Annotated in this window: 12 protein-coding genes and 1 pseudogene; all 13 read right to left on the bottom strand. The window is 50.3% G+C overall.

The features are described 5' to 3' along the window. Window positions 1-213, bottom strand: a pseudogene (locus F3H20_RS06290) (IS5/IS1182 family transposase); the annotation flags it as partial. A gap of 137 nt (window positions 214-350) precedes the next feature. Continuing rightward, window positions 351-1469, bottom strand: coding sequence for an S-layer homology domain-containing protein (locus tag F3H20_RS06285; protein WP_149734086.1), 1119 nt, complete (start codon window positions 1467-1469; stop codon window positions 351-353). A gap of 378 nt (window positions 1470-1847) precedes the next feature. Continuing rightward, complete coding sequence (locus F3H20_RS06280; protein ID WP_149734085.1) at window positions 1848-3101, bottom strand: DUF3084 domain-containing protein; 1254 nt, start codon at window positions 3099-3101, stop codon at window positions 1848-1850. A gap of 55 nt (window positions 3102-3156) precedes the next feature. Continuing rightward, window positions 3157-4248 carry an LptF/LptG family permease gene (locus F3H20_RS06275; RefSeq protein WP_149734084.1) on the bottom strand — a complete coding sequence of 364 codons (1092 nt, stop codon included), beginning with the start codon at window positions 4246-4248 and terminating at the stop codon, window positions 3157-3159. Between the two features lie 208 nt (window positions 4249-4456). Next, window positions 4457-5176, bottom strand: coding sequence for an LPS export ABC transporter ATP-binding protein (gene lptB / locus F3H20_RS06270; protein WP_149734083.1), 720 nt, complete (start codon window positions 5174-5176; stop codon window positions 4457-4459). Window positions 5177-5202: 26 nt separating this feature from the next. Beyond that, complete coding sequence (locus F3H20_RS06265) at window positions 5203-5922, bottom strand: LptA/OstA family protein (protein ID WP_223191650.1); 720 nt, start codon at window positions 5920-5922, stop codon at window positions 5203-5205. Next, entirely contained in the window at window positions 5919-6479 is a 561-nt protein-coding gene (gene lptC / locus F3H20_RS06260) for an LPS export ABC transporter periplasmic protein LptC (protein WP_149734082.1), read from the bottom strand. Before lptC ends, F3H20_RS06265 begins: the two co-directional genes overlap by 4 nt. Next, window positions 6476-7435, bottom strand: a complete 960-nt coding sequence (locus F3H20_RS06255; RefSeq protein WP_149734081.1) for a lysophospholipid acyltransferase family protein — start codon at window positions 7433-7435, stop codon at window positions 6476-6478. The genes lptC and F3H20_RS06255 overlap by 4 nt, the downstream gene beginning before the upstream one ends. A gap of 26 nt (window positions 7436-7461) precedes the next feature. Beyond that, a complete protein-coding gene (locus F3H20_RS06250) occupies window positions 7462-8007 on the bottom strand; it encodes a KdsC family phosphatase (RefSeq protein WP_149734080.1) in 546 nt (181 codons plus the stop codon). Continuing rightward, window positions 8007-8978: a KpsF/GutQ family sugar-phosphate isomerase gene (locus tag F3H20_RS06245; protein WP_149734079.1), complete on the bottom strand. Its 972-nt coding sequence runs from the start codon at window positions 8976-8978 to the stop codon at window positions 8007-8009. Before F3H20_RS06245 ends, F3H20_RS06250 begins: the two co-directional genes overlap by 1 nt. Before the next feature lie 98 nt (window positions 8979-9076). Beyond that, window positions 9077-9901 carry a 3-deoxy-8-phosphooctulonate synthase gene (gene kdsA / locus F3H20_RS06240; RefSeq protein WP_149734078.1) on the bottom strand — a complete coding sequence of 275 codons (825 nt, stop codon included), beginning with the start codon at window positions 9899-9901 and terminating at the stop codon, window positions 9077-9079. A 13-nt stretch (window positions 9902-9914) separates the two neighbouring features. Further along, window positions 9915-10646: a 3-deoxy-manno-octulosonate cytidylyltransferase gene (kdsB, locus tag F3H20_RS06235; RefSeq protein WP_149734077.1), complete on the bottom strand. Its 732-nt coding sequence runs from the start codon at window positions 10644-10646 to the stop codon at window positions 9915-9917. Further along, on the bottom strand, window positions 10647-13151 hold the full coding sequence (gene lpxK / locus F3H20_RS06230) for a tetraacyldisaccharide 4'-kinase (protein WP_149734076.1): 2505 nt from the start codon (window positions 13149-13151) through the stop codon (window positions 10647-10649). Window positions 13152-13195: the final 44 nt, after the last annotated feature.

The following is a 13195-nucleotide window of genomic DNA, read 5'->3' as shown; positions in this document are numbered from 1 at the left end:
ATAAAGATAGCCAATAAAGATCATTTTGAAAAGGACAATCGGATCTACGGGTGGTCGTCCATTATCTTGACAATAGTAGGGGGTGGTCTTCTCGTATATAAACGAAAAATCTATGTATTTATCTATCTTTCTAAGTAGGTGATCTTCAGGAACTAATTGATCAATACAAACTAATTCGAATTTCATCTGCTGAGGTGCTCGTTCTTTAAGCATACTCTACCTCCTAACAAAATTAGGTCCATGCAGAATTAATTCTACATGGACCCTCAAAAACCATTTTCATACTATATACTTTTTCAACAAGCTGAGAAGGCGTCCCCAAAAGGGACGCCTTCTTTGCATCAGCTATATTAGAATTTTACATTTACGCTAGCGGAAGTACGGTGGTTATCGTTGTCGAAATCTTGGTATTTAACGTTCAGGTTCACGTTTTTGTCAAGATCTTTGTCATATTGATATTCCATACCTTTTACTTTTCCGGTAACGTCGAGGCCAGTCAAGCCGTCATTCAACGTAGAGTAGCTGTCAAGAGCACCGGCTTCGATGTCTCTGTAGGTTGCGCTCAAGCCAACTTTATCAAATTTCACGCCATAAGCGGTAGCAGTTGCGTCAGTAGTATCATTTTTAACGTATTCAGCATTGGCAGTTACGTTTTTAGCAATACCGAAGGCAGCGTTAGCACCATACAGTTTATTTCCGGTAGTATCATTTTTCAGGAAGTCGGCACCCAGTTTCACACCGTTGAAGGTTGTGCCGTATTCAGCAGCGTATACACGGTCTGCTTGTTTGGTGTTACCGGCAAATACTTTTACGTTACCCAATTGAGAAGAGATACCGTTTAAGGTTCCATCCATGATGGCGCCTGAACCAAGGAAGAAGTCCTGACGGCCAATGGTGTTGCCCAGGCCAAGAGCATTGAAGCTGACATTGGCAGTATCTAGGTCGATTTTAGCATCGGAATTGTCTTCTTTTGCATTGATGTCGCCAGTAGTCAAGCGAGCGCTGAATTTCATGTTGTCGCTGATTTTGCCGTCAACACCAAAGCGGGCACGGTAGTCAACTTTGCTGGCTCCGTCTTCAACGCTGCCATAACGGACACGAGCGTCACCGGACATTTTCACCAGGTTATCCATTTGATCTTGCAAGCCGTCAACTTTTACACCCAAGGTGTTCAATTCAGTGGCAAATTCTTTGGACAGTTTGTCCACAGTGGCCTGTTGATCGGGATTCAGGTTCTTATTCATGGCTTTAGCAACTACTTGAGCCATTTCATAACGGGTCATGGTTTTGTCACCCTTGAAGGTGCCATCGTCATAACCGTCAACAATACCGGCTTGAGCCAATTTGCTTACTGCATCATAGGCCCAGTGTTTGGCAGGGACATCGGAGAACGGATTAGCGAATGCAGGAACAGTGAAGGCCATGGTCAATGCGGCAGCAATAGCTGCTTGTAAGAGTCTCTTTTTCATTTGCGAAATCCCCCTAAAATTAATGTTTGTTCGCGGGTGTTGCCACCGGCTTTCCATTCGTAAACCGCCAGTTTAGGAGGATGATATGAGTTTCCACGTTTCCTCATAGGCCTCATTCACTTTGGCTTACTCTTGTTATTGCCCCTGTCGCGTTTCACAGGTTTTATAGTTTACATAATTCTACGTTTCTTTTCGTTTTCCTGCTTAACCGGCTGGTGTAAATTTTACCATAATCCTTATTTATTAAGCATTGACTACTCAGTCACGTATTCCCGAAAAATAAAACACATTTACATAATGTATTTTATAGATCTATAAATTCGGCGAAAAATAAAAGAATCCTGCTTAGTAAGCAGGATTCTCCGCCGGTATATTATGTCAATTTATATTACGGACCCGGATATCGATCGTCAGCGGCCCAACGGTAGTGACATTGCCGTTCGCCACAGCTGTCATTTCGATTTTGCCGTTATTGTAGCGTTTTACTTTATTGACCGTATCATAAAACTGGGCGCCGCTGATGGAGCCAACCGTCCCCTGCAGCGGATCGGCCAGAATGCCTTGCTTGATGGCAACCGCATTGACTTGCTGCAGGAACCGAAGCACCAGTTCCTCCGTCGCTTTGGATGAGTCAGGTATATCAAAGACCTGCGAATAGACTACTGTCCCTTCACTATACAGATGACGGTTAGGAAATACCGAAATGCTGCCGATAACCGGCTCGCCATAAACAGTATTGCCGTAAGCAGCAATCCGCACCACCGCCGTTTCCGGTTCAGAAGCAATCGCATCTACAGCTTGGTCAAAATCTTTTTTGCTAATCCAAAGAACATTAACCTCTTTACCGTTCAGCCCCAGCTTATTAACCAGCATCTGGTTAGTACTATAGACAATACCCCGCAAATGGTTTTCGATGTCCTCCCGGCTGCTGGCGCCGGATATGACCGAGGTCGACAGCACTTCTCCGGCCTGATAAAGGATGGACCCTTCCCGGACTACTTGCAGCCCCTCTTTTAGGTTGACAGTCAATTCGTTTAGCCGGTCCACATCGCTTTGCAGAGTGGTTTTCGCCTCATTTAGTGAAGTAACCCGCGCATCCAGTTCTTTTTTAGTAGTTTCTAATGCCTGTATTTCGGTAGCCGCTTTCGTCAAGTCACCCCTGGCCTGAGCATAATCGGCCTGCACCTGTTTTAAGGAAGCCGCTGTACGATCCCGTTCGGCGGCAACCTTGGATAGTTCATCGGTAATTACCGCCAATTGGGCTGCCGTTTCTTTTATCTTAGCCGTCAACCCACTATATTCCTTAGTCTTAGCCTCCAGTTCGGCCCGGCTAGCTTCCAGCTCCTGATTCTTCGTGGCCACATCGGCAGACAACGAAGAAAGGCGGGCCTTCAATTCGTCCATACCGAACAGAGCTGTGCGAACATCCCGGGATACCAGGGACAACACGCCTAAAGTGGAAGATACAATCAGAATGCCGGTGATGATCGTGACTAAAATAGAAGTATGCTTGGGCCGCAGACCAAAGATAGTCAGTTTCCGTTTCCCGACTTTGGTTCCCAGCCGGTCACCGATATAGGCGATGGCGCCACCGGTAACAGCCAACACAGCAATGAGCACTATGCCGTACATACGTTGTTCCCTCCCTTCACTTCTTCTGTCGGTATGCAGTGCCTCAGGTACTACCCTATTTCGAAGCCCGGTGAATCAAAAACAATCCGGCAACAAAGGCAACCAAATTGGGAATCCAGGCGCTTAGCATCGGTGCAATCGCGCCCCCCTGTCCCAATGCTTTAGCCGTTGTCATAATAATATAGTAAATAAAAATGATGATAATACTGAGACCTAAACCAATGGAGGAGCTGGAGCGGTTAGGCTGCAACCCCAGCGGGGTACCGATCATGGCAAACAGAAAACTGGCCATGGCCACCGCAAACCGCTGATGAAGCTCTACCTCGTACTGTTTGGTATTGACAAATTCCCGCTGCAGGGCTTTGATGTTTTCCCGCAATTCGCGGATAGTCATTTCATCGGGCTTCTTCTGCTCCTGGGAAATGGCCTTGGGGGTTTTATTGACAGGCATAAACTGCTGATTAAACCGCATGGTCCGTTCCACATTACCTTCCATGCTCAGGTCGTTGATCACGCCGTTGTACATAACCCAGCGTTCATTTTTCCATTCAGCCCGTTCAGCATTTTCCACCCGCACCATTCGCTCGTTTTCAAAATCCTCAACCACGACGCCCTGCATGCTCTGGGTAGCTTCGTCATAACGGCGGGCATAGGTCAGCCGCTCCAAGGAACCGCTTTTATTCAGATCCTTGATGATAATGTGCTCCTGTGCCTTGGGCGTGGTGCTTTTCATAATTTCATTCTGTATAATTTGATTATAAGCCGCCGTAGACTGGGGAACCACCAGCTCGTTAAATCCAATCGAAAAAATACTGACTAGGAGCGCTACCACAAACACCGGCGCTGACAGCCGGTAGAAGCTGATGCCGCCGGAACGCATGGCGGTGATTTCACTGGAGCCGGACAAACGGCCGAAAGCCATCAGCGCCGCCAGCAGCATCGACATAGGAAAAGTAAGCACCACGATGGACGGCAGGCTATACAAGAACAACCGGGTCACTGAATACAGTGAGGCGCCGTATTGCGTAACATACTGGGCAATGCGAAAGAGCGTGCTTGTCCCGATAATGATACTGGAAAAAGAAGCAACACCAAACAGAAAAGGTCCCAGCAGTTCTTTGATGATATATTTGTCGAGTATTCTCAAGGCAATTCTCCTTTAATCTGTCCGTATCGCTCCGGCACAAAAGAATAAAAGTATTACAGTAAAAAGGCGGTTACAATCTATGGCAGCCCGAGCTAAGCTGCTGCCTCCCATACACGAAAGACGTGGTATTATCTTCATAATACCACGTTAACAGTCAGTTTACTCTATTATATCATACCTTTTGTCAAACGGACCTGGCAAAGTATGTCTACAAGGCAAAATTTTCTCCTAAATAGAACTTTCTGGCCACTTCACTGGCGGCAATGGTATCGCTGTCGCCAGCCACCAGAATCTGCCCCTCGCTTAAGATATAGGCATTGTCCACAATGCTCAGCGTCTCCCGGACATTATGGTCAGTGATAAGAATGCCGATGCCCCGTTCCTTCAAATAGCCGATAATATTTTGAATGTCGGCCACCGCGATCGGGTCGACTCCGGCGAACGGTTCATCGAGCAGAATAAAATACGGATTGGTCGACAGGCAGCGGGCAATTTCCACCCGCCGGCGTTCTCCGCCGGACAGCTCCGACCCTTTTCGCTGGCGGACATGGGTAATATGAAACTCTTCCAGCAGCCGCTCCAGCATATCCTTACGTTCCGCTTCGCTCTGTGGTGTGGTTTCCAGAATAGCCATCAGATTGTCTTCCACCGTTAATTTCCGGAAAACCGAGGCTTCCTGGGGCAGATAGCCGATGCCGAAGCGGGAGCGGCGGTACATCGGCAGGGAGGTTACATCCTCACCGTTTACAATCACCCGTCCCGCATTGGGCCGCTCCAAACCAACAATCATATAAAAGGTAGTGGTTTTGCCCGCACCGTTCGGCCCAAGCAGCCCCACAATTTCCCCCTGCTTCACCTTTACCGAGACACCGTTTACCACATTGCGTCCCTTATAGGTCTTTACCAGATCGACAGTTTCAATATACATGCCGGTCGTATCCTCGTTTCTTCAATTTATTGCGGCGTCACAACCAGCCGTGGCCGGCCGGAAGCCGTCATAGCCTTGTCGTCCAGCGTGATGGTCAACGTACTGCCTGTCAGAACATTGCCGTCCTGTACGGCGCGGGCATTGCCGGTAAGCACTGCTTTACCGTCCTTGCCGCCGTAATACACCGCCTGATCGGAAGTAGCGTCCAGTTTGCGCGCCTCACTGACAATATGCACATTCCCCTTGCCTACTGCCCGGTTCTCTTTTAAGAAAGCTTCCAAATAGTCGGCCTTCATGGTACCGTCCGGCATGGTAATCACCCCGCCATTCGGCACTACGGCATAATCCTTATCAGTGTAGTAATCAACCAAATCACCGTCCAGTCGGCTGTCATCTTTCGTCAAGACCACTCCGCCACCGGATGCCACCAGATGATTATCGCCATAAGAGCGCACCTCCGGTGCCGTAAGGGTGGCTGTATCTTTGACCGCCTTAACGCCGCCGGTCACATAGCCTTCCTTGGTTTTAGTATTATACTGGGCGCTTTGCCCGGTCAAAACAGCCTCTCCCTGTACAAACCGGACACCGCCGTCAGCCTGCATCAGGCCGCTGGTTGAGTTATATTCAATGGTGTCGGCATCCATTTCCACCGGCTGCTGCTGTGCGGCATCAATACGGGCACCGGACAGGCCAAGTACCATCAGCACAGCCAACCCGCTAATCATTTGTTTCGTCAGATGTTTCACTGGGCTTTCCCTCCCTGTATAATGTGGGCATGGCCCGACACTTTAATTTTTTCCATATTGGCGTCGCTCTCCAGTTGGTCCCCGGTAAGCACGGTACCGTCCCTTGTCACCCGGATACCGCCGGTACCGTAATAGCGTTTTTCGGCGTTATTAAACCGTACGGTAGGCGCCGTAAAGGTAGCGCCGTCCTCGGCCACCGCCTTCACCTGGCTGTCAAGAACAATATCCCGGGTTGTGCCGTCAATCGAACCTTGCGGGGCAGTTACCACAATTTTACTGCCATCATCCCGGTAAAACGTACCGGTTATATTTTTTAATGTCGTATTCTTCGTATTAGGATCTACTTCTATCGTCTCGGCAGACAGTTCCCAGGAACGTTTGCCGTCATGTTCTTCGATAATGGAGCTGCCGGAATAGGAGAGTTTATCCGTTATTGTACTGCCTGCTTCCGATACCGGCTGACGGGTAGAAGCCGAGTCTCCCCCCAGTATATAGTATAGTCCACCGACCAGGACAAGGACGGCACAGGCTATTACGGCATGTTGTTTTTTTATCAAGCCTGCTCCCCCTCTCTCCTGTCATCAGCTTCTCCGGCCGCCACTGTCGCTGTCGCCGCCTTTAGACTGTCCATCACCGGATTGTCCGGCTGGGTGGTCCAGCGTTTTTGAAACCACAGCCACTCGTCCGGGTAAGTCCGGATTACATTTTCCAGCAGGTTGGTCATCCGGATGGTGAAGTTTCTTATATCTTCCGTTTCGTTGCCCGTATCCTGATAGTACATCGGTTCATAAATCAGCAGCCGGTGGCCGCCTTCTTTCTTGCGTACGGCAAAGCAGGGGACCACCGGCGCTTTAAAGCGCTTGGCAAATACCGCCGGCCCCGGTGGCGTCGAGGCTGTTTTACCAAAAAACTCAACAAAAATCCCACTGCGTCCGGCATCCTGGTCGGCCAAAAAGCCGAGTGCTTTGCCCTTTTTCATGGCCTTGGCTGCCGCTACCAGTTCGGTCGTGCCCCGGGCAAAAATTTCCATGCCCACCATTTCGCGGTACTCATTTAACAATCGCGTATGCTGATCGTTTGGCTGCCGTTTAATCACACTGGTAATCGGCCAGCCGGTCAGGGCCAAACCGGCCCCCAGCCACTCCCAGTTGCCGATATGGGCTGTCAGAATGACAACACCATGCCCCTGGGCCAGAGCTTCATCCATATAATGCCGGTTTTCCAGACTGATATACCGTTCAAAATTCTGCGGTGTCAGCACCGGTGTGTACATAATCTCCAAAAAGGTCTGTCCGATTTTAGTAAACAGACTTTTTATAATTTGTTCGCCTTCGGCCACCGTCAGCGACATGCCTTCGGTAATATGCTGCAGGGCTCTTTTCCGCTGCCGTCCGGCCACATGATAATATAGTCGTCCCAGCCACTTGCCAATCAGTAGGACCCATGAGTACGGCAGCGAAGAAATCAGGCGGCTCATCGATTTAAACATATGATATTGCCAGTTTGATGCCACGTACCGCACCTCCCATCTACACCCGTTTATTGCACCACATGCAGGTTTCCTGCCGCCAGATAAGCCTGTACGAGTTTGTCCCATTTACCCTGGGACTTCAAAATCATCTCCACGATTTCCCGCACCGCTCCCTGTCCGCCGTCTTTACCGGCCACATAGTGAGCCTGGGCCTTTACCTCAGGGGCGGCATTACCCACGGCACAGGCCATTCCTGCTTGGTTGAAGGCCGGCAAATCGTTGAGGTCGTCGCCCACATAGGCAACCTGCTCAGGCTTCAGGTCATATTTAACCATCAGATTACGTACTGCCCTGGCTTTGTCATCTTCCCCCTGGCAAATATCCCGGATTTTCAGTTCCGTACCACGCCAAGCCACAATCTGACTTTCGCGGGCAGTGACAATGGCGGTATACAGACCGGCCTGGTGAGCCAGCGAAATGCCCATGCCGTCATGGGCATGAAAAAACTTCATGGCTTCCCCCGCCGGGCCGATAATAAGCTGGCCGCCGGTCAGCACGCCGTCCACATCGAACACAATAAGTTCGATGTTCCGGGCCCGCGCCTTATAGTCCATTATACCACTCCTTGACGCAATAAGTCAGTAAGGTGAATAATACCAATTGCCCGGTTTTGTCCATCCACTACCGGCAGCACGGTAATTGGCCGGGGCTGATTTGTCTCCATCGTCCGGAGTGCTTCGGCTGCCAGCCGGTCGGAGGTAATCGTCCGGGGTGCCTGGGTCATTAGCGTCTCTACCGTTTTGTCCAGAAACTCATGCCCTTTTTCCAGACCGCGACGTATGTCGCCATCAGTGATGAGTCCCAAGAGAGTATTAGCTTTATCCACCACCAGGGTAGCGCCAAGTCCCTTATCAGTAATAACGAACAACGCTTCCTTCACTGTCCTATCCAACGTCACCCGCGGCATTTCCTCGCCGGAATGCATGACGCTTTCCACCGTCAGTAAAAGCTTCCGTCCCAGCGCACCGCCGGGATGGTACAAGGCAAAATCCTCCGGGGTAAACTTGCGGGATGACAGCAACGCGATAGCCAGAGCGTCGCCCATAGCCAGCGTGGCCGTCGTACTGGCCGTCGGCGCCAGTCCCAGCGGGCAAGCTTCTTTCTCCACACTGACATCAATAAACAGATCGGCTGCCTGACCCAGCGTCGAGTTTTCCCGGCCGCTCATGGCAATGATCGACGCCCCGATCCGCTTGATGGCCGGCAAAATATTCAGGATTTCATCCGATTCGCCGCTGCTGGATATGGCAATGACAATATCGTTGGCCGTAACCATGCCCAGGTCGCCGTGAATACCTTCCGCCGGATGCAGGAAAAAAGACGGGGTTCCTGTACTGGCAAAGGTTGCCGCCATCTTCTTGCCAATAATGCCTGATTTACCCATACCGGTAATGACAATCCGGCCTTTACAGGTCAAAATTCTGTCTACCGCCGCCATAAACCGCTCATTGATCCGGGGAATCAGATTTTCAATGGCTGCCGCCTCAATGGACAGCACCTTTTTTGCTTCTTCTTGTATACTCATGGACAGTGCCTCCTTTTTTATTAAAAGGGGATGAATTATTTTCCGATAAAACCATCCCCTGTGATTTAAGACAGCTTGTCTATCAGCTTAGGTTCATATTACTTATGACGTTTTACCACATGGTCAATGGAAATAACGTCTTTCAGGAGATCCTCCAGCTGGTCGACATACAGCATATTCGGGCCGTCGGACAGCGCTTCCTCTGGATTGTCATGAACTTCCATAAATAACACGTCAATACCGGTGGCCACGGCCGCACGGGTCAGATAAGGCACAAATTCGCGCTGACCGGCGGAAGAAGTGCCAGCGCCGCCGGGCAGCTGCACGCAATGAGTGGCGTCAAATACCACAGGATAGCCCATGGACCGCATAATCGGCAAACCGCGCATATCGGCCACCAGGTTGTTATAACCAAAGCTGGCGCCCCGTTCGGTGAGCAGGATATTCTCGTTGCCCGCTTCCCGTAATTTATTGATGACATTTTTCATATCATTAGGCGCCAGAAACTGGCCTTTCTTGACATTGACCACCTTACCGGTCAGCGCCGCCTGATGCAGCAAATCGGTCTGCCGGCTTAAAAAAGCGGGAATCTGTAGAATATCGAGCACCGCAGCCGCCGCTTCGATCTGGTTACTGCAATGAATATCGCTAAGTACAGGCACCTTGAGCGTTTCCTTAATATGTTTTAAAATAGCCAGGCCTTCTTCCAGTCCGGGACCGCGGAACGAGCTGTGAGAAGAACGGTTAGCCTTATCAAAGGAGGCTTTAAAGATATAGGGAACCCCCAGACGCTCGGTAATGGCCTTAATGGATTGCCCAATTTTCAACGTGCGTTGCGGGTCTTCAATAACACAGGGTCCGGCAATGAGCGCAATGGGATTCTGCCCACCTACCGTGATATTTCCGATTTTTACAGTATTCATAAGTAAATCCTCCTTATTTTAATGTTTCCAATATAGCCCGTACTTTTTCCAAATCCTCCAGGGTATCCACACCAACCGGCTTAAAGCTTGTCTCCAGCACTTTAATCTGGTAGCCATGCTCCAGGGCACGAAGCTGTTCCAAAGATTCCGTCTTTTCCAATGGTGTTGGTGCCAAGGCTGCATAGGTCAATAAAAAATCCCGGCGGTATGCATAAATGCCGATATGCTTGTACGCGGCAAAACTCTCTGGCCGAACCCGCGGGTACGGCAGCAACGAACGGGAAAAGTAAAGAGCATAGCCGTTCAAGTCAGTCACAACCTTTACCGCATTGGGATTATTGTATTCTTCCTCGTCGGCCTTCGTTTTAAGGGTAGCCATTAAGAGATCCGGCTCTTCGTCAAAGGCGGCCGCCAATTGATCAATCACTACCGGCTCGATCAGCGGCTCATCACCCTGCACATTAATAATCAAGTCGAACTCTGGAAAAGCCCGGACAACTTCCGCCAGCCGGTCAGTGCCGGTAGGATGGTCGGCTGAAGTCATCATCACTTCGCCGCCAAAGCCGGTTACGGCGTCAGCCACCAGCCGGTGATCGGCGGCCACCAGCACCATAGCCGGACGAACAGCCTTTTTCGCCTGTTCATACACCCGCTGAATCATCGGTTTGCCGGCAATGTCAGCCAGAGGCTTTCCCGGCAGGCGTGTGGATGCATACCGCGCCGGAATGACACACAGGATTTTCACTTATCCCACCTCCTGGATTGTTGTTTGCTTCTGGCCCTTGGCTACCATAGCAGCAATCAAGGCCATCAGTTCCTCAGAGCCCTCAGTAAACTTAAGTTCAATGCCTAATACATAAATGGGTACTTTCCTTTCGGAATGAATAAACTCGGCAGGAATCTTAACAGCGTCTTTTTCCGTCGTAATGATGGCATATACGTCATTATCAATCGCCTGCTGCAGCACCTCCTGCATTTCCTTCATATTGTAGCTGTGGTGATCGGGGTAACGGGCCGAATAGACTACCTCAGCACCGATATCAACGATGGTCTGTTCAAAAGAGGAAGGATTACCGATGGCTGACAGCGCCATCACCTTCTTGCCTTGTATAGCTTCCAGCGGCGCAATATTCTTGGAAATCTCCCCTTTATACCACTCTTCAATTTCAATAAAGCAGCGAGGGTTATGGATGCTTTCGACGACGAGCGCCTGAGAGTTATAGGTTTTTACTTTGTCCCGGATATCAAAGCGGGCATGCTCGGTAGACTGGTCGGCCTTAGTCAGCAAAAAAGCATTGGCCCGGTCCAGATTTTCCAGCGGCTCCCGCAGGGTACCGCGAGGCAGCATAAAATTATTGCCGAAAACATTGATGGTATCAATCAGGACAATATCAAGGTCCCGAACCAACTGCCAATGCTGGTAGCCATCATCCATAATAATAATCTCCGCCTGGAACTTATCTACGGCGTACTGCCCGGTAATCGAACGGTGCTTGCCAATCAGCACGGGAACACCGGGAAGATTTTTAGCCAATAGATAAGCCTCATCGCCCGCTTCAGTCGCCGACATATAGATTTTTTTGCCATCCGATACGACACCGACTTCTCCTTTGTGCTTGGCCCGGTAGCCCCGGTTTAGAATCACCACCCGGCAGCCCATATCCCGAATAATGGCAGCTAAACGCTGGGCAGTTGGTGTCTTGCCGGTGCCGCCTACCGTAATATTCCCCAGACTGATGACCTGGCAGGGCAGCTTGTGCTGTTTCAGTATACCGCTACGATACAGGCTTAGCTTGAGGGAAACACCGATTTCATACAAAAAAGAGAGCAGACGCAAAACAGCCAGCAGGCAATCGGCTATTAGACCTTCTTTTTCACCATGCACCAGCCGGTATAGATAAATCTGCGAGTTTTCCCGCTGCCGCATTCTGACTGCCCGCTTCCGGTCGGCGACGCTCTCGGACGAGGTTAGCAATTCTTTCAAATGGAGCGCGCTCTTTCGGGCAGCGCCGCGATTTTCCTGGATGATCGCCAAGGAGCGGCTGGACATAACGGTCCGCTCCTGACTATTATGGAGCAGTTGCAGCATAGCACTTTTCAGTTCCTCGCCGCTCTTCACCGTAATGCATGCCTGACGGCTGTCGAACAGAGCATAGGTATCTTTAAAGTTGAACATGTTAGGTCCGGTCAAAATCGGCTTCCCATGTGCCGCCGGTTCCAGAATATTATGACCGCCATGAGGGATCAGACTGCCGCCGACAAAAATAATATCACCAATACCATAAATTTTCCCCAATTCGCCAATGGTATCGACGATGACAATATCGTGTCCGGTTCGGGGCTGCTCTTTCAGTTCCCTACGAGCCGCCGCCTGTAGCTTGTATTGGGCGGCCAGATTCACAATTTCCGGGGTCCGCAGCGTCTCCCGGGGAGCGATAATCAGCTTAGCCGCCGGGAACTCCGCTTGAATGGCCGTAAAGGCGATAAGTAACGGCTCCTCTTCTCCCTTATGGGTGCTGCCGGCCACAATAATCGGCTGATTGCCGGAAACGCCCATTTCCATATACAATTTTTCTCTTTCTTCCGGGCTGACAGCCGTATAAGTCTGATCATACTTGGTATTGCCAGTGACAGTGACCCGGTCCGGATCGGCCCCCAGCCGGATGATGTATTCAGCATCCACCGCCGACTGCATACAAAATCGGGTAACCGTTCCCATCATATCTTTTAGAACATTCCGCAGATAATGATAACGGGTAACGCTTTTGTCGCTAATTCGTCCGTTAGCCATCATCACCGGAATACCCTTGCGTCGCATATTCTTTAAAAAATTCGGCCACAGCTCGGTTTCTACCGGTACAAAAACCCTGGGATGGATTTTTCTGACAACGGCCCGGCTGATCCAGGGCAAATCAAGCGGAAAATAAATGATCGCATCGGCATCCTTCACAATCCGCCGGGCCATTTCATAACCGCTGGAGGTAACTACCGAAACCAGAATAGGCTGAACCGGAAACTCCCGGCGAAACTCTTTGATGATCGGACTGGCCGCTACAATCTCCCCTACCGAAGCGGCATGGACCCAGATACAGTCCTGCTGCGCCACTTTGTCAATTTCCTCACTGGGCAAAAAACCGAAACTTTGCCGCAGTCGCTCGCCAAACCCGGCTTCCCGAACCAGCCGGATCATAAAGACAGGCAGTGCGATAATCACCAGCAGCAGTCCCAGTATATTATATAAATAATACATACACCATACCTCTTTCCGTAAGGTAACAATCAAGAATAACAGCC

This window comes from Propionispora hippei DSM 15287 (assembly GCF_900141835.1).
In the GTDB taxonomy this organism is placed as follows: Bacteria; Bacillota; Negativicutes; order Propionisporales; family Propionisporaceae; genus Propionispora; species Propionispora hippei.
The sequence above is the reverse complement of the archived record's forward strand: the minus strand, read 5'-3'. Positions and strand labels throughout refer to the sequence as shown.